This window comes from Pirellulales bacterium (assembly GCA_035939775.1).
Classification (GTDB): domain Bacteria; phylum Planctomycetota; class Planctomycetia; order Pirellulales; family DATAWG01; genus DASZFO01.
In genome coordinates this window covers 46,540-70,326 of sequence record DASZFO010000309.1, presented here as the reverse complement: position 1 = coordinate 70,326, position 23,787 = coordinate 46,540, and the positions used below count along the sequence as shown (strand labels likewise).

Sequence of the window (23,787 nt, the reverse complement as noted above, 5' to 3'; positions counted from 1 at the left end):
TTTCCGGTTTTGGATTCGGCGATCAGGTTCGTCGCATGCGCGTTTCCAGTCCCCAGCCCCCTTCCGAAGGACGGCCTGAAATGAACGGTTCATCGCGGATGAAGGATCCCTTCGGCGCTCGAGACACGTTTGACACCGGCTCTGGGCGCGCGGCCATTTATCGGCTGTCGAAGCTCGAGGACGCTGGGATGGGGCGAATCTCGGAGTTACCCTTCTCGATTCGCATGTTGCTCGAATCACTGCTGCGCAATTGTGATGGCTACGAGGTGACGGAAGAGGACGTGAAGAATCTGGCCGCCTGGAAAGCGGCTGCGCCGGCGGAGGTCGAAATCCCATTCAAGCCTGCCCGAGTCGTGCTCCAGGATTTCACGGGAGTCCCCTGCGTCGTCGATTTGGCGGCCATGCGTAGCGCGATGCAACGGCTTGGCGGCGATCCGCGGCGGATCAATCCGCTGGTCCCCGTCGATCTGGTGATCGACCATTCGGTGCAGGTCGATCGCTTCGGCTCGGACGACGCGCTCGATCTGAACGTCGAGCTGGAATTCACCCGCAATCGCGAGCGATACGAATTCCTCCGCTGGGGGCAGAAGGCATTCGACAATTTCCGCGTCGTCCCGCCGAACATCGGGATCGTGCATCAGGTGAATCTCGAATTTCTCGCGAAATGCGTTTTCCTACGGCCCGAGGATGGCGAGCAGGTGGCCGTGCCCGACACGCTCGTCGGCACCGATAGCCACACGACGATGATCAACGGGCTAGGGGTGGTCGGCTGGGGAGTCGGCGGCATCGAGGCCGAGGCCGTGATGCTCGGGCAGCCGCTCTACATGCTGCTGCCGGAAGTGGTCGGTTTCGAACTGACCGGCCGTTTGCCGCCTGGCGCCACGGCGACCGATCTCGTGCTGATGGTGACGCAGATTCTGCGGAAGGAAGGGGTGGTCGGAAAGTTCGTCGAGTTCTTCGGCCCCGGCATGAACCACATGAAGCTGGCCGATCGAGCGACGATCGGCAACATGGCGCCCGAATACGGCGCGACGATGGGCTTCTTCCCGATCGATGCCGAGACGCTCAATTATCTGCGGATGACCGGCCGTACCGACTCCGAGGTGCAACTCGTCGAGCGGTACTATAAAGAGCAAGGTTTGTTTCGAGCGGACGATTCAGCCGCTCCGATTTTTTCGAAGACGCTGCGACTCGATCTGGGCGCCGTCGAGCCGAGCCTGGCGGGACCGAAGCGGCCGCAGGATCGCGTGCCGCTCTCGTCGGTGAAGCAGTCGTTCCGCAAAGCGCTGCGGGCGCCGATTGCCGAGCGGGGTTTCGCTCTCGACGACAAGGCCCTCACCCGCACGGCGCAGGTGGTCGACAACGGCCATTCGGCCAACATCGGCCACGGGGCGGTCGTGATCGCCGCCATTACAAGCTGCACGAACACGAGCAACCCGTCGGTGATGCTCGCCGCTGGCCTCCTGGCGAAGAAAGCAGTCGAGAAGGGGCTGACGGTCAAGACCTATGTAAAGACGAGCCTTGCCCCCGGCTCGCGGGTCGTCACCGATTACATGGAGCAGGCGGGTCTGACAAAGTCTCTCGATGCGCTCGGCTTCCAAACGGTCGGGTACGGCTGCACCACCTGCATCGGCAACAGCGGGCCATTGCCTGACTCCGTCGAGAAGGCCGTGAAGGATGGCGATCTGGTCGCCGCGGCCGTGCTAAGCGGCAATCGGAATTTCGAGGGGCGCGTGAATCCGTCGGTGAAGGCCAACTATCTGGCCAGCCCGCCGCTGGTCGTTGCCTATGCCCTGGCCGGCACGACCGACATCGACTTGGTGACCGAGCCGCTCGGCAAGGGCAAGGACGGCAAGGACGTCTATCTCAAGGACATCTGGCCGACGGAAGAGGAGATCGCGAAAACCGTCGCCGCGGCCGTGAAGCCGGCGATGTTCCGCAACCGTTACCAGAGCGTCTGGGACAGCAATCCGAAGTGGAACCGGATCAAAACGAGCGAGGGGCAACTCTACGATTGGCAATCGGACAGCACGTACATCCAAGAGCCGCCGTTCCTAATCGACCTGGCCCCGCACCCGGGACCGATCGAGCCTGTCCGCGGCGCGCGGGTGCTCGCGGCGCTGGGCGACTCGGTGACGACCGATCATATCTCGCCGGCCGGCTCGATCGCGAAGACTAGCCCGGCCGGGACGTATTTGCAACAGCAAGGCGTGAAGCCGATCGATTTCAATAGCTACGGCGCTCGCCGTGGGAACGACCGCGTGATGACCCGCGGCACCTTCGCCAATATCCGCATCCGCAACCAGCTCGCGCCGGGCACGGAAGGGGGCGTGACGCGGCATCTGCCCGACGGAGCGGAAATGAGCATCTACGACGCGGCGATGAAGTACAAGGCCGAGGGAGTGCCGCTGGTGATCTTGGCGGGCGAGGAATACGGCACCGGCTCGAGCCGCGATTGGGCCGCCAAGGGGACGATGCTGCTCGGCGTAAGGGCGGTGCTGGCCTCGAGCTTCGAGCGAATTCACCGCAGCAATCTGGTCGGCATGGGCGTGCTGCCGCTCGTGCTGCCGAAGCCCTGGCAGGAACTCGGGCTGACCGGCGAGGAGCGGTTCGACATTCCGGCCGACGATTCGCTCAAGCCGCGCTCGACGATCACGGTTCGCGCGGCTGCGGCCGACGGGAGCGTCAAGGAAATCCCCGTCCGCGTGAGAATCGACACACCGGTGGAACTCGATTACTATCGCAACGGCGGGATTCTGCAAACCGTGTTGCGCAAGCTGTTGGCATAACGGCGGGCCCGAGACGTGCGGCGGACGCGACGGTGTGACACGACCAATGCGGCGTGGCACGACCGCTGCCGTGTGACACGACCAGTGCGGCGCAGCCGCACAGACTTCTCCCTCTCCCAGAGGGAGTGGAGTTCGCGTATTGGTGTGGCAACGACTATCCCCAAAACCTTCATTGTATGATTGTCACGCTGGATGGTCCCGCGGGAGCGGGCAAGAGCACGACGGCTCGCGAATTGGCCCGCCGGCTGGGATTCCGCTTTCTCGACACGGGGGCCATGTATCGGGCGGTGGCGCTGGCGGCCGTTGAGCGAAATCTTACTTGGAGCGATCCGGCGGCGCTCGTCGAGCTGGCCGGTCGGCTTAGCGTCGAGCTGCGCGGCGATCGTGTTTTCCTTGACGGCGCCGACGTGACCGACGCCATCCGCACCAGCCGAATCACCGGAGTGACGCATTACGCGGCCGACAATCCCGGCGTGCGTGCTATCCTTGTCGAGTGGCAGCGGCGGGCGGCGGGGAGCGCAAACATCGTCAGCGAGGGGCGCGATCAGGGAACGGTCGTATTCCCGCAGGCCGAGTGCAAAATCTTCCTCACCGCCAGTCCCGAGGAGCGAGCCCGCCGCCGACAGCACGACCTGGTCGCGCGCGGCGAACAGATTCCGCTGGAGAAAATCCTCGCGCAACAGAACCAGCGCGACACGCGCGACGCCAGCCGCTCGGTCGGCCCGATGGTCCCGGCGTCCGACGCGACCACCCTCTCGACCGACGGCCTCTCGCCCGCCGAGGTCGTCGATAAACTGGAATCCATCGTCCGCCAGCGAATGGTCCATTAGCATCCTCACCATCCTCGCGACTAGTCCGAATGGCTCAACGGTCTCTGCCGAAGCGGCTCTGGTACGACTTTCTGCGGATCCTCTGCCGGTTGGTGGGCGTTGTGGTATTTGGGATTCGAGTGCGCGAGCGGCGATTCGTGCCGGGCGAAGGGGGCGCGCTGGTGATGTCGAATCATCAGAGCCATCTCGACCCGGTGCTCGTCGGATTGGCGACCGACCGGCGGCTCAACTATCTCGCCCGGCAGACGCTCTTCCGCTTTGCCCCGTTCCGCTGGCTGATCGATTCGCTCGACGCCATCCCGCTCGACCGCGAGGGCCTGGGCCTCAGTGGCCTAAAGGAAACGCTGCGGCGGCTGAAACGCGGCGAACTGGTGCTGATCTTTCCCGAGGGAACCCGCTCTCGCGACGGCGAGGTGGGCAAGCTGAAGCCGGGGTTCTGCGCGCTGGCCCGCCGGGCGAACGTGCCGCTGGTCCCGGTCGGGATCGAGGGGTCCTACGACTCCTGGCCGCGCACCCGGCCCCTCCCGCTGCCGGCGGCGATCCACATCCAGTTCGGCCAGCCGCTCATGCCCGCCGAGATCGCCCAATTGGATGACGACGCGCTCGTGGCCGAAATGGCCCGCCGAATCCGAGCCTGCCATGCCGAGGCGCGGCGGTTGCGATGCCGGGCGCTGATGATGGGCGGCCCTAACGACATCCTGAAAGGATGTTAGACATTAGCCGGCGGTCGAGGCCGTAGGCCGCCACCGCCGGAAACGCGAGCGAAAAATGCGCACGCACCCCGGAAGGGTGCCAGAGTTTTCAATCCAACAGGTGAATCACCATGTCATCCACGTACCTGAGCCTCCATTATCACATGGTCTTCGCCACGAAAGGCCGTGCCCCGCTTATTGAATCATCTTGGCGAGATCGCCTCCACGGATACATGGGCGGGACGATTCGCGGCCGCGGTGGAGTTCCGGACGAGATTGGCGGCGTGGCTGATCACGTCCATCTCCTCGTCGGGTTGAAGGCCACGCACTGTCTGGCTGACGTGATGCGCGAACTCAAGAAGGCGTCATCCGTTTGGGTTCACGACGAGATTGGCGCCGGCAATTTCTCGTGGCAGGAAGGCTATTCCGCGTTCACGGTGAGCCCGGCGCGGGAGCAGGTGCGTCGCTATATCAAGCGTCAAGAGGAGCATCACCGCACGAAATCATTTCGGGAGGAATTGATCGAGTTGTTGGAGAAGTCAGGAATAGAATACGATCCGCGATATCTTGATTGACGGGCGCGGCGGCTGCGATCCCTGCAGGGATCGGAGCGCCCGCCTGGACCCACGGACCGGCGATGTCGGCCTCACGGCCTCAATCGCCGGCTAATCTCTGGGAACCCTGCCGGGTTCCCCGCGTATATCGATCGTGAATCGAAATCTTTTGCGAATTCGGCACGTTCGATTGCTTGCCCGGTAGGTTTTTGCGATAATGCGGGCGTGTCGTTCGAGGCACGCGCTACCGGGGGCGCGATCTTTTGAAGAGGAGCGAGAATCATGGCACGTCATGCACGGCGAGGCTTTACGTTAGTCGAATTGTTGGTGGTGATCACGATCATCGCCATGTTGATGGCGCTGTTGGTCCCGGTGATTGGCAAAGCCCGCGAGGCCGCCCGAAGGACCCAGTGCATGAACAACCAGCATGAGATCGGTTTGGCGATGGCGCTTTTCGCAACCCAACAAAACCGAATGCCAGCGGAAGTTTCGCTTTCGCAGCAGGACCCAAACAACGGCAACGTGCAATACACTTTCGGATGGGCCGAAGGGCTCATGGCGCAGCTAGGGCGCACCGACCTCACGATCGGCCAGATCGGCAACAATTCTTACATGAGCGTTCGGAATACTCCACCAACCCTTGCACTTTTGATTTGTCCAGATGATGCCCAAAAGGTCGGTGGAAGCAATGGGCCACTTACCTATGTGGTCAACGGCGGCTGTTACAACGTGTACAACAATACCAGTTTTCCCGCTGACTGGCCGCAAAATGGCGCATGGGATTATCGCTATCCGATTCCGGGGCTTCCGGATCCACGGCAAGGCACTTCGCCGACGTTGGATAATATTGCGCGTCACGATGGGACCGGGACGACACTCGCTTTGAGCGAGAACCTGGACGCCGTGTCTTATATCATGCCGGCTGTGTCGAATACTTATCCGTACGGTGATCCGACGGCTGAGTCTAATCAATGCATGCTCTGGGATCCGAGTGTCCAACCACTAGGTGGGAATGCGCCGCCCGCGCAGGCGACGTTGATCAACTATATGGCCGTCAAGAATGATAACAGCCCGAACGACAATGCGTTCATTAACTTACTGAAACTTTCGAGCATCCCGGCGCGTCCATCGAGTAATCATCCAGGCGGTGTCGTGGTAACGTTTTGCGATGGCCATCAGGCGTTTATTTCGGACTCAATCACGTATGGCTTGTACTCCACGTTAATGACCTCGGCGGGATCGCAGTGCCAACCTCCCAACAACAGGATTGTGCCACCGAATCCGAACCCCTACTTGCAATATCAAGTGTTTCCGCTGGATCCGAATTCGATTCCGACGAACTGATCCGGCATCGAAGCGTCCCATCGAGCAGCGGCCTGAGATGGCGGCTGGGTGGCAATGGGCAGCGAAGTCGGCCAGCGCCGAAGCGCGAGGCGACTTTCCATCATTAGAAGCAATTTCCGATGCCAGTGCGCTATTCAGATTTCCTTGTGATTTCATAGGGCGCGAGATCGTAGCGGAGCGGTCGCGTCGAGAGAGCACTGGCCGACTGCGCTGGCCACCCCTCGCTGGATTGCGCCGCTCTCACTTCGCGACCAATCCGTTCAATAGCGGCCGCAGGTGGCGGCCGGTGTGGTTGTCATCGAGCGCCGCGATTTGCTCGGGGGTGCCGGTGGCGACGATTTGGCCGCCGCCGTCGCCTCCTTCCGGGCCGAGGTCGATGATCCAGTCGGCCGTCTTGATCACGTCCAGATTGTGCTCGATGACGATCACAGTGTTGCCGCGATCCACGAGCCGCTGGAGCACCTGCAAGAGCCGCTTGATGTCGTCGAAGTGCAGGCCCGTCGTCGGCTCGTCCAAGAGATAGAGCGTCTTGCCCGTATCGACGCGGCCGAGTTCGGTGGCCAGCTTGATCCGCTGGGCCTCGCCGCCAGAAAGCGTGGTCGAGGGCTGGCCGAGTTGCAGATAGCCGAGGCCGACCTCTTCGAGGCTCTTGAGCAGCCGGTGGATCACCGGAAAGTTCTCGAAAAATCCGCTCGCTTCCTCGATCCGCATTTCGAGCACGTCGGCAATCGAGCGGCCCCGATAAAGGATTTCGAGCGTCTGCCGATTGAACCGCTTTCCCTCGCAGACCGGGCATGCGACGTATAAATCCGGCAGGAAATTCATCTCCAACTTCCGCACTCCCTGCCCCTGGCACTCCTCGCAGCGGCCCCCCTTCGTGTTGAAGCTGAATCGCCCCGAGCGGTAGCCGCGCTGCCGGGACTCGCGCGTCTCGACAAACACGCGGCGAATCTCGTCGAACATTCCGGTGTATGTGGCCGGGTTGCTCCGCGGCGTGCGGCCGATCGGCGATTGGTCGATCTCGACCAGCTTATCGATCTGGTTCACGCCGCGGAGGCTGCCGTGCGGCCCCGGCTTTGGCCCGATGCCGGTCAACCGCCGCGTGATCGCTCGGGCCAACGTCTCGTTCAACAGCGAACTTTTGCCCGAGCCGCTCACCCCGGTGACGCAAACAAACACGCCGAGCGGAAACATGGCGCTGGCGTCCTTGAGGTTGTTGGTCGTGACGTCCTCGATCGTGATCGAGCGGGTCTTGGCGACGCGCCGGCGGGCGTCGGGGAGCGGAATTCGCAGCTTCCCCGAGAGATACTTTCCGGTGAGCGATGCCGGATCGGCGGCAACCTCGTTCGGCGTTCCCTGGGCGACGATTCGCCCGCCGTGCAACCCCGCGCCGGGTCCCATGTCGATGAGCCGATCGGCCTGGCGCATCATCTCCTGATCGTGCTCGACGACCAGGACCGTATTCCCTTGCTGTTGCAGTTGGCGGATCGCTTCGATGAGCCGTTGATTGTCGCGCGGGTGCAGGCCGATCGAAGGCTCGTCGAGCACGTAGCAGACGCCGACCAGCCCCGAGCCGATGCCAGTGGTTAGGCGGACGCGTTGCAATTCGCCGCCGCTGAGCGTGTCGGCCGGGCGACTGAGCGTGATATAATCCAGCCCGACCTTCGACAGAAACGCCAGGCGGTTGCGGATTTCGCCGGCGATCGGCTCGTAGATCGGCAAATCGTCGGGATGGACCTCGACGCCGGCGAAGAATTCGGCGGCCCGATCGACGCTGAGCGCCGCGATTTCGTGAATCGCCCGCCCGCCGAAGCGCACGCTCCGCGCCTCGGGCCGCAGCCGAGCGCCCTGGCAAGCCGGGCATACAACTTCTCCGCGGAAGCTTTCGAGCCGTTCGCGCGTGGCCGAGCGCGTCGCCGTGGCGAATTCCTTTTCGAGCAAGATCAACAGGCCGAGAAAATCCTTGCCATCGCCGCGCAGGAATTGCTGCATCGCCGCCGGCTTCCATTCCGACAGCGGCGTGTTCCAGCGGACCGAGTGAGAATCGAGAAACGGCGCGAGCAGCTTTTTGTGCTGCCGCTCGGCCGTGTCCGTGTCGTTCTTCCAGGGAGCGATCGCCCGCTCGCCGAGCGAAAGTTTCAAGTCCGGTAGGATCAAATCGGGGTCGAATTCGATCCGCGTGCCGAGCCCTTCGCATGTCGGGCAGGCGCCGTAGGGGCTGTTGAAGCTGAAGGTGCGCGGCTCGAGTTCCTCGTAGCTGATCTTGCAATTTGGGCACGCATACAGCGTGCTATAGAGCAAGTCGTGCCAAGTGCCATCGCTGCTTTCGTCGCTCGCCCGCTCGAAATAGCTCACCAGCAGCGTGCCCTCGCCCTGCGACACGCCCATTTGAATCGACTCCGCCAGGCGGTCGTTGATCCCCTCGCGGATCACGATCCGATCGATCACGGCCTCGATCTGATGCGATTTGCGAGCGTTCAACTCCGGCGGATTGTCGACGTCGGCAAGCTCGCCATCGACTCGGGCGCGGATGAAGCCGGCCTTGCGAATCGTGGCGAAGACCTCGCGATGCTGCCCCTTCCGCCCGCGAACGATCGGCGCCAGCAGCATCGCTTTCGTGCCGGCGGGAAGCTGCAACAATTCCTCGAGAATCTCCTCGGGCGATTGCTGCCGGATCGGGGCGCCGCATTGAAAGCAGTGCGGGGTGCCCAGCCGAGCAACGAGCAGCCGCAAGTGATCGTAGATCTCGGTGACCGTGGCGACCGTGCTCCGCGGGTTCTGGCTGCCGGCCCGTTGGTCGATCGAGATCGTTGGCTGCAAGCCTTCGATCAGGTCGACGTCCGGGCGCTCGAGCTGGTGTACGAACTGCCGGGCATGGGCCGACAGGCTCTCGATGTATTGCCGCTGCCCTTCGGCGAAAAGCGTGTCGAAAGCCAGCGAACTCTTGCCGGAGCCGCTCGGGCCGGTGATGGTGACGAGCTGGTCGCGCGGGATGTCGATGTCGATATTCTGAAGATTATGGACCCGCGCGCCGCGCACGCGGATCATTTCCGCCCCCGCCACGCCGTTTGTGTCCGGAACGGGCGGCGCGGCAGCGGAGGCTGGCGACGGAATCGGATTGGAGACTGCCTCGACGCTCATGGCTTGCAAATCACCCTGGCGTGGCGGATCGAGTTACGCCAAACTTTTTAGCCTATCATCGCCATCAGCGCTGGACAAGGAAACCTGTTATGAAAGTTTGGCTTTGGCCGTAGCTGAATTCGCCAGAATTCAGTCGGAGGTTCGCGTTTCGACGAATCGGAATTCTTGCGAATTCCGCTACGCATACTTCAATCGCAATTGTGCGGCAATGGTCCAGGCTGCTACGTTGAACGCGCCGTGTCGATTCCCGCGCGGACTGCCGAATGCCTCCTGCCATCTCCCGACTTCCCGATGTCGATCCCCGCTCAGTCGCCCAGCCATTTCGTCCGCAACGCGATTCTATTCGAAGGATCGCTTGCGCTGGTGGCGATCGCGTTGGGCCGGCTTTTGCCGACGCAGCCCTGGGCGCAGATTCGGTGGACCTGGCCGGGAGCCGGCTGGGGATTGGCCGCGTGCGCGCCGCTTTTGGCGGCCATGCTCGCGCTGCGGCAATTGCGGATCGGGCCGCTGGGGCGACTCAACCGCGTCGTGGATGAATTCGTCGTGCCCCTCTTCGCCGGCTGCACGCTGCTCGATTTTGCCTTTATTTCGCTAGTGGGCGGATTGGGCGAAGAGTTGCTCTTCCGCGGATTGATTCAGGCAGCGCTTTCGAAGTGGCTCGGCGTCGCGGCCGGGATCGCGCTGGCGAGCATGTTATTTGGATTAGCGCACATCATCACACCGGCCTACGCTGCGCTGGCAACGATGATCGGCATTTATTTCGGCTGCCTATGGATGGCGACCGGCAATCTAATTGCCCCGATCGTCGCGCATGCGGTCTACGATTTCGCGGCCCTGGCGTATCTCACGCGCCGCGGTACGCGAGGCAGCCAAGCGTAGCCGCAGGGTGCGTCAAGTCCGCGCGGACGCACCGGAACCTTCCACAGCGGTCCGATTCATCGTGCTCCGCGGTGCGTCAGCGCCGAGCCTCGACGCACCCTACCGCTGCCGCAACCGCGTTCCCTATCCTTCGACCGCCGGTTTCATCTCGCGGAGCCAGATGTTTCGAAATCGGACCGGATTACCGTGGTACTGCAAGCGAATCGGTTGACGGAGCGGGTGCGGCTCGTAGGCTGGCGGGTGGTCCCAGGATGTCGAACCGAGAATCTCGGAATGGTTTTGCACGACGATGCCGTTTTGCAGCACGGTGACGTAACCCGGCTTGAGCACCTTGCCCTGGTCGTCGAAACGCGGGGCCTCGAAAAGGATGTCGTACGTCTGCCACTCGCCGGGCTTGCGGCAGGCGTTTACCATCGGGGGCCATTGCTTGTAAACTCCGCCGCAAGCGCCGTCCCAATAAGTGGCGTTGTTATAGTTGTCGAGCACTTGAATCTCGTAATGATCGGCTAGAAAGACGCCGCTATTGCCGCGTCCTTGGCTATCCCCGACCACCTTATCCGGTTCGGCCCATTCGACGTGCAATTGATAATCGCCGAAGGAATCTTTCGTGCGGATGTCGCCGCCACGATCGGTTGCCACGCCATCGTTGACGGTCCATTTCGGTTCGCCCTTGCCGCCGGCGTCTTCCCACTTGGAGAGATCGCTGCCGTCGAAGAGCACGATCGCGTCCGATGGAGGGCTGCCGTTGTCGCCGGGAGTCACGACTTTCGGCTCGGCCCATTTCTTGCCGCTCTTGTATTCGCTCGCCACGATATGGGCGACCAGAGCGACGCTCAGGGCGATGGACAGCAGCGGGAACAGCAAGCGACGGGCTGGCGACATGAGTAGTTCTCCAAGGGGAGGGAAATCGGGCGGGAAATAGCGAGGCAGCCTGCACTTTTAACATGCGAGCCCATGGATTTCAACATTTCGGGAATAAGTTTGGCTCTGCGGGCGGAAGAAACGGAATGCGCTGCCCATCGCGGAGTCGCGGCCTTCGCAAATCGCCGTTAATCTCTTGACAACGATTCCAGACGGGAACAGGATGCAATTACGCCCGAAAAATGCGTTCGTGGCGGGGAACCGAGAACTTATCCGAAAACCGCCTGAGGAGAAGGGGACAGTCCCCTTTTGTTGCGAAGACTCCACAAAAGGGGACAGTCCCCGGCGGTTTTCGGATAGGAACTAACCAGAGGAAGGCGAAATGTCGAATCGAGAACGGCACAGCGTGGCCGGTACGAGGCGCGGCGACGGTAAGGCTTGGTCGCGGATACTGCTTCTGGCGGGGACTATTCTGGCCCTGGCGGTCTCCGCGCCGCGCTGCACGTATGCCCAGGAGGCCAAGGACGACAAAGCCGGCGCAAAGGCCGCGCCTGACGCCGCCGCGGCGCCCGCTCCCGACGCGGCCAAGGAAGCCGCCAAGCCGAAACAGGACCAGCAATCGAAGATTTCGTGGATTGTTGAATCTTCGGGGTGGATCGGCTTATTCATTTTGGGCCTCTCGATTTATTTCGTCGCCACGGTCAGCCGGTTGTTCCTGGAAATGCGGCCGATCATCGCGATGCCTCCCGAGATCATCGCCCGTTGCGAGGCGCTACTCGACCAGCGCGATTTCAAGAGCATCTTCGGCGTGGTGAAAGAAGATAACTCGTTTTTCAGCACCGCGCTAGCGACCGGCATCGGCGAGCTGCCCAACGGCTTGGCCGAGGCGCGCGAGGCGATGGAAAAGGTCGGCGAATCCGTGACCACGGAGATGGAGAAGAAGATCAGCATGTTGGCCGTGCTGGGAACGCTGGGGCCGATGATCGGGCTGTTGGGAACGTTGATGGGGATGATTTCAAGCTTCGGCGCGATTGCCCGCGGCGGCGATTCGCTCGATCCGACGCTGGTGGCCAAAGGCATTTCACAGGCCTTGGTAATCACCTTCGAGGGCGTGTTCCTTTCGGTGCCGGCGATTTACTTTTATGCGTTGTTCCGCAATCGGGTGTCGACGATTTCCGTGACCACGATGGTGCGCGCGGATCAATTCCTGCGCCACTTTGCCCATGCGGCTCGCGGCAAGGGGGCCGGTTCGGGTCCCGCGCCCCAAGTGGCCGCTGCGAAGGCCGCCCGGCCTTGAGAGGGCGACATGACCGCATCGCTATCGAATAAGGCCAGGGCCGAACCGAATCTGACGCCGATCCTGGACATGGTCTTCCAGTTGATCACGTTTTTCATGCTCGTGATCAACTTCAAGGCCAATCTGATGGATAAGGCGATGGATTTGCCGATCGTCGGCTCGGCCCGGCCGATCGACAAAGACGACAAGCGGTCGTTCTTCATGTTGAACCTGAACAACAAGGGACAATTCACGGTCTACGGTCATCCTTATGCCGACGAGAGCATTCCCGGTTATATCTCGACCCAGGCCGAAATATACAAACTCGCCGAGCGGCGGGCGCACTCCGATTTCGATCCCGAAAAGGATGAGTTGCCGACGACGGTCATCATCCGGGCCGACCGATCCACGCCGTTTAGCAAGGTGAATCGGGTGATCAAAGCCTGCCAGGATAATGGCTTTCGCAGTTTCGCTTTTCGCGCGATGAACAAGGCCAAGGGAACTTGAGCAATGGCAAGACGCAAATCGCCCGAAGGAGTCGAACTCAATCTGGCCGCCATGCTCGATATGGCGTTTCAGATCCTGACGTTCTTCATCTTGACGTTCAAGCCGGCGCCGGTTGAAGGGCAAATCCAGCTCCGCATGCCGCCGCCCCAGCCGCTGGCCACCGAAGCCGCCAAACAGGTGGCGGGCGAGAACCCGAACGACAAGAATCCCGTGGCCGGATTCAACACGCTCCCGATCCACTTGACCGCCACCGAGAATGGAATGCTGGGGCAGATCACTGTCGTGCAGCAGAATGTGACGGTCGATCCTAGTCTGGCCATGCTCGATGCCGAACTGAAGAGCAAACTCGGGAGTCCGACTAGCCCGTTCGATCAAGTGATCATCGGAGTCGACCCCAAGCTGAAGTACGAGGAGCTGATGCGAGTCCTGGGGGTCTGCACGCATCAATCGGTCGGCGGCGATCCGAAAAACAAACTCTCGAAGCTGAGCCTCGTCGAGGAAGGAAATCCCTAGCGTGCCACGCATCGAGCGCCAGCGCCCCAGGCGGCTCTTCCGCGGGGCGGAATTCGGCCGGCTCATGACCATGATCTGCATGCTGGTCGTGCTCGGCATGATGATCAAGACGGCGAGCAACCCGGGCACATGGCAATGGCTCGTGAGCAAACCGGGGCAAGCAAATCAGGTCGTCGGCCAAGAAGGCGGCAGCGACAAATCGCGGCCAGATCAAATGCCCGTCACGCCAACTCCATCCATTCCCGTCGATGGCCGAGCAGAAAATAGGCCCGCGAAGACGACCGAAGGCGAGCCGCAGCCGAAAAAGATTCCCATTGCCACCGGCCCGACCGACGAGGACGAAGCGGAACTCAGCGGCGCTGCGGAGGATTTCGACTTCGTTGCCGACGGTTCGGTGCAGATCCAGCCGGAGGAAATGTCGGCGTACCGCCGTCTCGTGCGCTGGGTCATCGATCAGCCGTACCAGCGGCTTTCAGCCCGCGCGGCAGAGCGCAATCCGACTTATGGTCAATTTGTCACGTCCCCGCAGGAATTCCGGCAGCCGGGCGAAATCTTCGCCTTTGACGTGCACGTTCGCGAGGTCATCAAGTTCGACGTGAAGCTGGCGTTTCGCGACGAGGACGACGACGCGCCGCGTCCGCCGGCGACGCTTTACGAGGTCTGGGGAACGACTGACGAATCCCGGGGGCGGTTCCTACACTTCGTCGTTTACGATCCGCCGGCGGGCTTGCCGATCGGGCCGAACGTTCGCGAGGACGTGCGATTCGTCGGATATTTCTTTCGCAACCAAGGCTACATTCCGGCCAAAGCGCCCCCCGATTCGCGAGTGCAGCTCGCTCCGTCGTTCATCGGCCGAGTCGCTTGGGAGGCCCCGCGGCCGGGAGTCGTGGTGGAAGAGTCCGAATTGCCGTGGCTGATATTGTTTGGCGGCGGTGCGGCGGCGATCCTGGTCAGTTGGCTGGGATTCATATTCCTCGGGAAGCGCCGACGTAGCGTGGCAGAGTTGGCAACCGATTTGCCCCCGCCGCCCGGCACTTCGGTCGAGGAATGGCTCGATGAAGTCGGAGGGCCCAATAATGCTTGACCGCGCATGGCCCTGCAACGGATAATGCGATTGAGGCGAGGCCCACTCTCAAAAGTCGTTATTCTGGCGACTGGAACATCTTTTTCCGCTCGTCGGGAACTTGGAGCAGCGAAATGGCAGGCGAGGACGCACGCGCCGTCGAGACCACCGATGAGGTCTTTCACGACGATTCCGATTCCGTGCTCGGAATGCTCTCGGAATGGATTCGCACGCAGGCGCCCTGGTGGGCCGTGAGCTTCACGGTGCACATGGTCGCGCTGGCGTCGCTGTTGTTGCTCGGCAAATTCGCCGGGCAGAAACCGAACGACGAAATCCCGACCTTCGAGGAAGCCGAGCAGACGGCGATGGTCGATGCGCCGCTCAAGCCATACGAACTGGGCGAACCGCAAGTTGATCCCAAGACGCTCAGCACCGATACGCTGATGCAGATGGAGCCGAGCACGCCGGCTCAGACGGCCGAATACAATGATGATAGCGCGACGTTCGAAAAACGCGGCGGCGGCGTCAAGACCGACACGGCGGCCCCCGATCTCGGCAGCACTGGCGGTTTTGAAGTGAAGGCACCTGGCTCTGGCGCTAAAATCAACGGCTTGACTGGGATCGGCCCCGGCAGCGGCGTCGGCAGCATATCTGGCAGTGGCGGCGAGGGGAGCGGTTTCGGCGGCCGCGGCAGCGGATCTCGGAAAGCATTGCTGGGCCGCTATGGCGGCACCAAGGACACCGAGCGCGCGGTGGCGGCCGCTCTCTATTGGCTCGCCCATCATCAAATGCCCCAAGGGAATTGGAGCCTCAAAGAATATCCCAAGTTGTGCAAGGACAAAACCTGCACCGGTCCAGGCGAACAAGAATCGCTCAGCGGCGCCACGGCGATGGGTCTCCTTCCCTTCCTGGCCGCCGGCCAAACGCACATGAGCGCTGGTCCGTTCCAAAAGACCATTTCGCTCGGCGTCTATTGGCTGGTTCAGCATCAGAAGCCGGACGGCGATCTTTCGGCCGGAGCCGAGCAGCAGATGTATTCGCACGGGTTGGCGGCAATCGCGCTCTGCGAAGATTACGGAATGAGCCACGACAAGAGCGTCGGTCGGGCGGCCCAGTTGGCGATCAATTTTATTCAAGCGGCCCAAAACTCTAGGACCGGCGGCTGGCGCTATCATCCGGGCGACGACGGCGACACCTCGGTCGTCGGTTGGCAGCTTATGGCGCTGAAGAGCGCTCAAATGTCGGGTTTGAACGTCAATCCGGCAGTCCTCGACGGCACCAAGCGCTGGCTGATGTCGGTGAGCAAGGGGGCGGCCGGAGGAACCAAGGGAGCCAAAGGCGGAGAGTTCTCCTATCAGCCCGACTCAGAGCCGATTCCGTCGATGACGTCCGTCGGCCTATTGTGCAGCCAATATCTCCACGCCGGCCGGCAGGACCCGGTGATCGTGGGGGGTGTTCAGTATCTGATGGCCAACCAACCGGATGACCAAGGCGCCCGAAACATTTATTACTGGTACTATGCCACTCAAGTCATGCACAATATGGCCGACAAGGACTGGGACGCCTGGAACCGTAAAATGCGGACGATCCTGGTCACGAGCCAGGCCCGCGAAGGCTGCGCCACCGGTAGCTGGGACCCGAACAAACCGGTTCGCGACGCCTGGGGCCCCGTCGGAGGGCGAATCATGATGACCAGCCTGGCCTGCCTGACGCTCGAGGTCTACTATCGCTACCTGCCCCTCTACAAGCTCGACAAGCCGGAAGAAATCAAGCCCGCCGGTCCAATCGAGATGGGCACGAAGGGGGACGGAGCGATGAAGGGAGCTGGGGCGAAGGGTGACGTCGAAAAGAAAAAGAAGGCGGAAGGAAAGGCGTCGGACCCCAATTAGTAGGTTTATGCTCGTCAATCGCTGCTCGTGGTGGTTTGTCGTTTTCCTGGCGATTGCGATGCCGAGCCGCGGTCTTGCCGAAGATCGCGACCTGGCCTTCCTCCATGCACTGCAAGAACGTCACTACGGCGACACGGCCGTCGACTATCTCAAAACGCTGCGAACGAGCCCCGACGCACCGGCTGCGGTCGTCGATGTTTGGGATCTCGAATTGGCGAAGAGCCTGCTTGATGAGGCACGGTCTATCGGCGACATTGCCGAGCGCGCCCGGATGATCGACGAGGCGCAAAGGCATCTCAACCAGTTCGCTAAAGACAAACCCAATCACCCGGGGGCGCTGCAGGCGCAGTTGATCAGCGCCACCATGGTTGTCGATCAGGCGAACGAGGCGCTTGTGGCCGGGCGCAGAATGAAGGACGGCGCCGAAAAGAGCGCTGCGCTTGCCGCGGCGCGCAAGACGTATGAGCAAGCGCGTCCGCTCTTGGAATCCGTTGTCAAGAACTGGAGCGACCGCTTGACCCAAATGGGACCGCCGCCGCGGGGCGCAAACCTGACAAAAAAGCAGCGCGATCTATTAGACGCCCGTCGGCGGCTCGAAACCAATCTGGTTCAAGCGCGGGCGCCGCTATCGCTCATCGACTACGACATTGCCCAGACGTACACGGCGAAGGCGGAGGATGGCAAACGGAGAAACTCGCTCAATGCGGCGGCCAAAGCGCTCGACGACATTTTCCAACAATATCGCGACAAAGACCCCAATTCCCCGGAAGGACAGCTTGCGCTCTACGTTCATTCGTGGAACGGAAAGGTGGATGAAGAATTGGACGGACTCGATGACGCCAAAGCGATCTACGACGAGGTCCTGGAAAACTTCCAAGATCTCAGCAGGGAAGCCAAATCCATTTTTCCGAATGAAACCGGTAGAGACAGCAAGATATACGTCAAGACCGAGATCGACGACATCCTCGCTCGCACCAAGCATTTTTCCCTGCTGCTCTTGGCTAGAAATCCAAGACGGGTAAAGGAGTATCTGGCTCAATCCCGCGAATTCATCGAGAACGAGGAATACAAGAAGAACTTGAAGACGGAATGGGGATACCAGGCCGCGGCGCTCGACTTGGCCGAGCACGTCGCCGCCGCCGCCGAAAGGGAAAGCACGCCGTCGGAGAAAGACAAGCTGACCCGCGAGGCGCTCAAGATCGCCGGCGAGATGGCGGGCATCCCCAGTGAGTTCCAGCGCGAATTCATCGATCTGCGCAATCGCCTCCGGCCCGGCGCGGCGGACAGTCCGCAATCGGTCTTCGAGGCGATGGACGAAGCCGGCCGCGCGATGGAAAAGAAGCAATGGGACGAAGCCACCAAGTGGCTCAATAAAGCTCAGGAAATCGAAGAGCAGCAAGGCGCGAAAAAAGACGCGAGCCAATTGTCGCGAATCCGAGAGGCGCTTGCCAGTTGCGCCATGCAGCCGATCTCGGAGAAATACAGAGCCGCAAGCGAAAAGGGAAACATCACCAAGCAGCAATGGACGGCTTGGATTGACGGCGCCGAAAAGGTGGCCCGCGATTACAAGAAAACACTTACGGCCGAGAGGGCGATGGAGTTTGCGCTCGATTGCGCGGCGCAGCTCCATCGGCTGACGGTGGAACAGGAGAAATCCGCCGCCGCCGCCAGAGACAAAGCGGCCGAGAAGGTCGCTGCCGCTGACCGCGAAGCCGCGCTCAAGCGGCTAAAAGACGCGGTTGATTACACGCTCACTACCTATCCCGGCACAGGTGAAGCGGATAAAGCCCGCATGTCCTTGGCGCGAATCAATGCGATGGACGGCAAATACGTTGAAGCGCTTCAGGTCTACGAATCGATCGAACCAACGTCCGACAAATACGCCGAGGCGCTCGACATGCGGGGCCGAATCCACGACACCCTGTATCTGCTTGAACGAAACAAGAAAGAAGCCGACCGCAACACCAAGGCGATGGAAGAGCACCGTCAAAAGGCCGTGCGCGATTTCACCGAGAGCGTCGCTGCGGCCAAGAAAAACCTGAGACCAGGCGATCCATATCCCGACGGACTGTTGAAGACTCAACTGGTGCTTGCGCAAATACATCTCGACGCCAAGGAATTCAAAGAAGCCAGTGATGTGGTCGATCCATTCGTGGCAACGATCAGTGCCGCCAAGCCGATGGAACTCGACAAGACGATGCTCGAAATGTTCAGCGTCGCCCTGCGGGCCGACCTGGGGTTGAATGATTTCAAGAAGGCGGGACAGGCCGGCGCCGTCTTGATCGACATCGGCCCAGACAAGACCGATATCAACGCGGCGCTCGTGAGCTTCGTGCAGCGGCTCGACGGCGAGCGCCGCACGATTCAAGATACGCTCAACAATCTGCCCGACTCGACCCCGCCCGCGGAGGCCGAGAAGATTCGCGCCAAATTCAGTTCTGTCAAGAACATGCTCGGCGATTTGTTGACGAAACTGGCCGGGCGGCAGCAGCTTACGCCGCAGACGATGGTCTATATCGGCAATCTGTTCGGCGACATCGAAATGACCAACGAGGCCGAGCAACAGTATCGCAATGTTTTAGAAAAGGCCAATGCCGATCCGGACTTCATGAAGGACAAGCAGAACGCTTTGCTCCTGAATGCGGTGCGCGCCAAAGAGATCGGCTTGCTCCGCAAGCGTGAAAAGTATCAGGAGGCCAAGGAGGTCGCGGATAAGCTCGTCGCCGAATTCCCCGACGCGCTCGAGCCGCTCGTCGAACGGGCGAAAATCTATCAGGACTGGGCCGCGAAGGACCCGTCAAAGTTCGACGACGCGATCGGTAGTTGGACGGAGATTCGCCGCCGGCTCGAGCGTTACGTGCCGCCCGCCGATCCGAGCGGACGCACGCTCAGCGACCGCCAACGGAGCTTGCAGCAGAGCTATTACGACGCAGTCTACAATACGGTGTTCTGCTTGCTGTCGCAGGCCAAGCGTCTACAAGCGGCCGACAGAGCGGCTGCAATCGCCAAAGCGCAGACGGGAGAGAAGGTGCTCAACTCGGTGCTGCAGTTTCATCCGAAGCTGGACGGCGGCGAGGCGACGCCCAAGCGATTCGCCGCAATCAAGGCCCAGTTGGAGGCCATCCGAGGCGCGCCGTAGCAAGCACGCCAGGTGCCGCCCGCTGGCATGAGCACGGCGAGCGAATTCTGGCGGATCCTAGCCGAATTCGCCAGAATTCGGAGATGCGCGGCCGTGAAGGCAGGGAGTTCTGGCGAATTCCGCTACACTTTGCGCTGTGCCGTCAGTCGACCGGCGGCAATGCACGCAAGCCTTCTCTCGCTGGGGGGAATTCGCTCAAGCCATCCGGCGAAGGCGGGAGCGCGCCATTGCTTGGCGCGGCCACGGGGGCATACTGCGGATAACGCATGCCACTGACAGGTTGTTGCAATGCCAGCCTCGGCTCCGGAGGCGCTAGAGTCGGTTGGGGCGCTATGCCCGCAGTCGCTTCCGTTGGCCGGCAATTATAATTGGGGATGGTCGGCATCTCTTGGATCGGGGCATTGACGATAACCGGTCGTCGCGCGGCTACGACCAGGTTTTCGGAAGGCTGCCGGAGCGTCGGATTCCGTTCGTCGCTAGCCACCTGCGTAGGACTCGTCGAAGCCGGCGAGAGACGGCGCGCCCATTCGCGGGCGGCCGACAGAGAGGGATCGATTTGTGCCGCTTGGGCAAAGTGAAATTGCGCATCGCGGTCGTTTCCGCTGCGATGCAAGAGTATTGCCAGATTGTAATGCGCGCCCGCCGGTCCGTGCGCGCGTGTCAATTGAGCGAGGGCCTCGTCATTGCGATGCATTTCGACCAGGATGGCCGCGATGTTGTTTCGATAAAGCGGCTTATCTGGCTGGAGTTGGATCGCTTTCGCGATCGACTGGGCCGATTCGTCGAGCTTGCCGCGACGCTCGTACGAGAGGCCCAGATCGTTGTAGGCGGCTGCTTCCTTTGGATGGCGACGGATCGCCTCTTGGTAGAGCTTATCGGCGTCGGAATACTCCCGTTGGCTATCGTGAAGCTGCGCATAGCCCAAGAGGGCCGGCAAATGACCCGGCTCGATTTGCAGGGCCTTTTGATACTGTTTGGCAGCGCCATTTTGGTCGCCCGATTTTTCATAGATTCGGGCCGTGGCGACGTACAAATCCGGACCAGGCTTCGGCGGCTTGCTAGCCAGCGAGGTCGGATCGCTCGCCGAAGCGAATGCTGGCGCCCCGGACGCGGCGACGGGGCTGCTCCAAGGCCAGTGCCACGCCGTCGCGCTGGACACGCCGTTGCCGGTCGTCGAACTCGCGCAGCCAGCCGCGGTCAACGCAGCGGACGCAGCAAGCGAACTAAGCCAACGTGAAACTTTGCGCACCCGCCACCTCCTTGCCGTCGCTCCTAGACTTATGCTTCCTTGCTCTTCGCCGATTCTCGATTTAGCCCATCTTATCTAAAGAATGCAAAGACTCTGTCGCCTTATTGATCGGCGCGACCACTTCTTTCACTGAAACCCGAATTGAGGAAATGGGGAAAAGTCACTGACTCTGCGGGCAATTAAACGGTGCCATGTCGATGTGGATGACGCAGCGAATTCGGGCGCGCCGCAACTCGCGTTTTCCCCGGATGCGCGCAATTGCCCGCTTAATTCGTGCCGCCCCCAGCCGAGCCGCTTGATCCCGATGTACTAGCACCGCCCCCTCCGCCGCTGCCGCCGGCGCTATGGGCGGTAAGGCGCGGCGTTGGAGCGGAACTCGTATATCCCTTGTATTCCGCGGCTACCATTTCGGCCGAGCGACCTTCAGGGACCATGTTGGATACGGCCACCTCGGGCATGGGTCCCTTGGGCTGCAGCGCCGCGACCGCTTGCTGCACCGCGTCGATGCGCAAGTTCGTCACGTCGTCGTCAAGATCGCGCTCGACATATATGATGCGATGCTCCACCGGTGACTGTCGGAGAATGACGCGGATCCGCTCGATCCCGGCGTTATTGAGGCTCTTCGAGCCGCCGTCGAAATAGTTTTCGCCGATCAGATTCTGCCGCTGCCAGCCGTTGGCGATCATTCCGCAGAACGGAGCCATGGCCGCTTGTCTGTCCGCCATGGAAAACGGCGCCGGCCATTCGTTGTTGCGATGCCAGCCAACGTGAACCTCATTCCAAAAGTCGTGCCACGCGTCCTGCCCCCTGAGGGGAGAAACGAAGCAAACTGCGGCGAGCAAAAGCCCGATGCTGCTGGCAGATTTGAGCATCCCGATACTCCTTTACTTTCCGGCCTCTAACGATTGCCGAGCCGCGTCCGTTCGACGACCCGCTAGCAGCGGGGGCGCGCAGCAGTGTCTTTATCTCTATCGGCACGTATGGCCGCATCACTTGGGGCCGGATTGTTGCGAACGGCGCAACTGGTAAAACCGACACGGATGGCGTCTAATGGCCGCCCATCGCCGGGAACATCTGGTTGATCATCGTGATGGCGGCCGGCCCGACAAGCACGACGAAAATCCCCGGGAAAATGAAAATCACAAGTGGAAAGATCAGCTTGACGGCCGTTTTGGCGGCCTTTTCCTCGGCAAGCTGGCGGCGGCGGGTCCGCATCGAATCGCTCTGCACGCGCAACGCTTGGGCAACGCTCGAGCCAAACTTGTCGGCTTGGATCAAAATGGCCGCCAGGCTGCGCAGATCGTCCACGCCGGTGCGAACCCCCAACTCTTGGAGCACCTCGGAACGCTGGCGGCCCATCTGCAACTGAAAATTCGAGAGGCCGAATTCTTCCGAGATGATGCGGGCCGTCTTCTTCATCTCCTCGCTGCATTTGCGCATCGCTTGATCGAGGCCCAGTCCAGCCTCCACGCAGACGACCATCAGATCGAGGACGTCGGGTAGCGAAAAGAAAATACTCTTCTTTCGATTGCTGGCGATGAATCCGACGACAATGTCGGGCAGATAGAACATCAGCGCCGCGCCGAAGATCGTGTAAATCAGCGATTTCTGAGTAGCGCCCGACACGGCCAACATCGTGGGTCCGACGACGGTCAAGCCGACGATCAGGCCGATGAACTTGAATCCCAGGAAGACGCTTGAGGCGGAATTGCCGCGGAAGCCCGCCGCCGAGAGCTTGGCCTTCAGCTTGTTCGCCTCGAATTCATTCTTGGGCTGAAGCGGTTTTGCGAAGGCGGGCGTGGCCCTCTCGAAAACCTTGGCCATCGCGTCTCCCTTCGTACCCTTGGCAGCTTCTTCGCGGCGGCGGGCGTTGGGATTGCGCAGCTCGTCGAGGCGCTCGGTCGCGCGGGACTTCCGCCCGCCGAACATTTCGAGCGCGACCCAAGCCGCTAGCGCGACGACGCCGAAAATGGCCAGCGGCATCAGCCTGGCGAAGCTGAAAAAATCGACCGATGTGGAAGACACGGCTTAGACCCTGATGTTGACGATTTTGCGAATCACTAGCGCGCCGAGAATCTGCATCACGACCGCGGCGATGAGCATCTTCTTGCCTAAAGGATCGGTGAACAGCGGGAGGACGTAATCCGGATTCAACCGCCACACCGCGACGAACAGCACGGGCGGCAAAGCCAAGAGCACGACTCCCGACAGCCGGCCTTCGCCGGTGAGTGCCTGGACCTGGCCCCAAATCTGAAATCGCTCCCGGACCAAATGGCCGATCTTGTCGAGGATTTCCGCCAGATCGCCGCCAGTTTGCCGCTGCAAAATGACAGCCGTGGCGAAGAATCTCAAATCGAGGTTCGGCATTCGTTCGGTCATGCCGTCGAGGGCTTCGTCGAGCGGAATGCCGAGGTTTTGTTCTTCAAACGCCTTGCGAAATTCGGTGCCGATGGGGGCATCCATTTCCTCGGCCACCAGATTGAAACCGGAGGCTAGACTGTGCCCCGCCCGCAAAGCACGCGAAATCAGCTCCAGCGCGTCGGGCAATTGCTTGGCAAACCGCTTGAAGCGCCGCTTGCGTCGGAACATAAGCCAAAGGATGGGCAGCATGCCGGCGAACAACCCGACCAGCGGCACAAGCGCGACGTGTATTGCGGTGGCAATGCCCGCCGCCATCGCGGCCACGGCCAGCACGCCGCATATTGCGAAGAATCGCGAGGGAGCGATCGTCGTGTCGGCCTGTTGAAACCACAAACTCAGGCCGCGGAATTGAGCCAAGAATACGGCGACGATTCCCTGCGTGGCATCGAGCGGCTGCACCAAGACCCCGCTGTCCTTAAGCAGGTTGTCCCTGGCGGCGGAGGAGACCTTCGCGCCCGTCAATTGGGCCAACCGGTCTTCAACTCGCGTTTCCGCCCCCCCGCGCAATAAAAACGCCACGACGCCGACCATGGCGGCCACCGCCATGAACACCGCGACAGAAATCAGCAAAGGACTCATGTTCAGGGTCTGGAGTCGGAGGTTGGGAAATTGGAGAACGAAGAATACGGCAGCGGCCGGA

At 61.3% G+C, this 23,787-nt stretch carries 18 protein-coding genes; 12 read left to right on the top strand and 6 right to left on the bottom strand.

What is annotated here, in order from left to right:
• The first annotated feature begins 80 nt into the window (after positions 1 to 80).
• The 5 genes from acnA to VGY55_19435 all read left to right on the top strand — a co-directional run bounded on the left by acnA (position 81) and on the right by VGY55_19435 (position 6,209).
• Positions 81 to 2,789 carry an aconitate hydratase AcnA gene (acnA, locus tag VGY55_19455; protein HEV2972159.1) on the top strand — a complete coding sequence of 903 codons (2,709 nt, stop codon included), beginning with the start codon at positions 81 to 83 and terminating at the stop codon, positions 2,787 to 2,789.
• A gap of 176 nt (positions 2,790 to 2,965) precedes the next feature.
• Positions 2,966 to 3,619 carry a (d)CMP kinase gene (cmk, locus tag VGY55_19450; GenBank protein ID HEV2972158.1) on the top strand — a complete coding sequence of 218 codons (654 nt, stop codon included), beginning with the start codon at positions 2,966 to 2,968 and terminating at the stop codon, positions 3,617 to 3,619.
• Between the two features lie 29 nt (positions 3,620 to 3,648).
• Positions 3,649 to 4,332 carry a lysophospholipid acyltransferase family protein gene (locus tag VGY55_19445; GenBank protein ID HEV2972157.1) on the top strand — a complete coding sequence of 228 codons (684 nt, stop codon included), beginning with the start codon at positions 3,649 to 3,651 and terminating at the stop codon, positions 4,330 to 4,332.
• A 110-nt stretch (positions 4,333 to 4,442) separates the two neighbouring features.
• Complete coding sequence (gene tnpA, locus VGY55_19440; GenBank protein ID HEV2972156.1) at positions 4,443 to 4,886, top strand: IS200/IS605 family transposase; 444 nt, start codon at positions 4,443 to 4,445, stop codon at positions 4,884 to 4,886.
• A gap of 309 nt (positions 4,887 to 5,195) precedes the next feature.
• Positions 5,196 to 6,209 (top strand): DUF1559 domain-containing protein, encoded by a 1,014-nt coding sequence (locus VGY55_19435; GenBank protein HEV2972155.1) that lies wholly within the window; start codon positions 5,196 to 5,198, stop codon positions 6,207 to 6,209.
• Positions 6,210 to 6,449: 240 nt separating this feature from the next.
• On the opposite strand, the gene uvrA is transcribed toward VGY55_19435, so the two are convergent.
• The gene (gene uvrA / locus VGY55_19430) at positions 6,450 to 9,350 is read right to left on the bottom strand and encodes an excinuclease ABC subunit UvrA (GenBank protein HEV2972154.1); all 2,901 of its coding nucleotides are present in this window, start codon (positions 9,348 to 9,350) and stop codon (positions 6,450 to 6,452) included.
• A gap of 291 nt (positions 9,351 to 9,641) precedes the next feature.
• On the opposite strand from uvrA, the gene VGY55_19425 reads away from it, so the two are divergent.
• Complete coding sequence (locus tag VGY55_19425) at positions 9,642 to 10,229, top strand: CPBP family intramembrane glutamic endopeptidase (protein ID HEV2972153.1); 588 nt, start codon at positions 9,642 to 9,644, stop codon at positions 10,227 to 10,229.
• 123 nt (positions 10,230 to 10,352) lie between these two features.
• On the opposite strand, the gene VGY55_19420 is transcribed toward VGY55_19425, so the two are convergent.
• Positions 10,353 to 11,111, bottom strand: a complete 759-nt coding sequence (locus VGY55_19420) for a DUF1080 domain-containing protein (protein HEV2972152.1) — start codon at positions 11,109 to 11,111, stop codon at positions 10,353 to 10,355.
• A gap of 361 nt (positions 11,112 to 11,472) precedes the next feature.
• Here VGY55_19420 and VGY55_19415 point away from each other — a divergent pair, with 361 nt between their 5' ends.
• The 6 genes from VGY55_19415 to VGY55_19390 all read left to right on the top strand — a co-directional run bounded on the left by VGY55_19415 (position 11,473) and on the right by VGY55_19390 (position 19,477).
• The gene (locus VGY55_19415; GenBank protein ID HEV2972151.1) at positions 11,473 to 12,387 is read left to right on the top strand and encodes a MotA/TolQ/ExbB proton channel family protein; all 915 of its coding nucleotides are present in this window, start codon (positions 11,473 to 11,475) and stop codon (positions 12,385 to 12,387) included.
• 9 nt (positions 12,388 to 12,396) lie between these two features.
• Positions 12,397 to 12,873 carry a biopolymer transporter ExbD gene (locus VGY55_19410; GenBank protein HEV2972150.1) on the top strand — a complete coding sequence of 159 codons (477 nt, stop codon included), beginning with the start codon at positions 12,397 to 12,399 and terminating at the stop codon, positions 12,871 to 12,873.
• 3 nt (positions 12,874 to 12,876) lie between these two features.
• Positions 12,877 to 13,386, top strand: coding sequence for a biopolymer transporter ExbD (locus VGY55_19405; GenBank protein ID HEV2972149.1), 510 nt, complete (start codon positions 12,877 to 12,879; stop codon positions 13,384 to 13,386).
• A gap of 1 nt (position 13,387) precedes the next feature.
• Entirely contained in the window at positions 13,388 to 14,470 is a 1,083-nt protein-coding gene (locus tag VGY55_19400) for a hypothetical protein (GenBank protein ID HEV2972148.1), read from the top strand.
• 113 nt (positions 14,471 to 14,583) lie between these two features.
• Entirely contained in the window at positions 14,584 to 16,338 is a 1,755-nt protein-coding gene (locus tag VGY55_19395; protein HEV2972147.1) for a prenyltransferase/squalene oxidase repeat-containing protein, read from the top strand.
• 7 nt (positions 16,339 to 16,345) lie between these two features.
• A complete protein-coding gene (locus VGY55_19390; GenBank protein ID HEV2972146.1) occupies positions 16,346 to 19,477 on the top strand; it encodes a hypothetical protein in 3,132 nt (1,043 codons plus the stop codon).
• A 142-nt stretch (positions 19,478 to 19,619) separates the two neighbouring features.
• Here VGY55_19390 and VGY55_19385 read toward each other — a convergent pair whose 3' ends face one another.
• The 4 genes from VGY55_19385 to VGY55_19370 form a co-directional block, all read right to left on the bottom strand.
• Positions 19,620 to 20,726: a tetratricopeptide repeat protein gene (locus tag VGY55_19385; protein HEV2972145.1), complete on the bottom strand. Its 1,107-nt coding sequence runs from the start codon at positions 20,724 to 20,726 to the stop codon at positions 19,620 to 19,622.
• A 266-nt stretch (positions 20,727 to 20,992) separates the two neighbouring features.
• Positions 20,993 to 21,598: a hypothetical protein gene (locus VGY55_19380; GenBank protein ID HEV2972144.1), complete on the bottom strand. Its 606-nt coding sequence runs from the start codon at positions 21,596 to 21,598 to the stop codon at positions 20,993 to 20,995.
• Between the two features lie 175 nt (positions 21,599 to 21,773).
• Positions 21,774 to 22,751 (bottom strand): type II secretion system F family protein, encoded by a 978-nt coding sequence (locus VGY55_19375; protein ID HEV2972143.1) that lies wholly within the window; start codon positions 22,749 to 22,751, stop codon positions 21,774 to 21,776.
• A 3-nt stretch (positions 22,752 to 22,754) separates the two neighbouring features.
• Positions 22,755 to 23,726 (bottom strand): type II secretion system F family protein, encoded by a 972-nt coding sequence (locus tag VGY55_19370; GenBank protein ID HEV2972142.1) that lies wholly within the window; start codon positions 23,724 to 23,726, stop codon positions 22,755 to 22,757.
• Positions 23,727 to 23,787 lie beyond the last annotated feature (61 nt).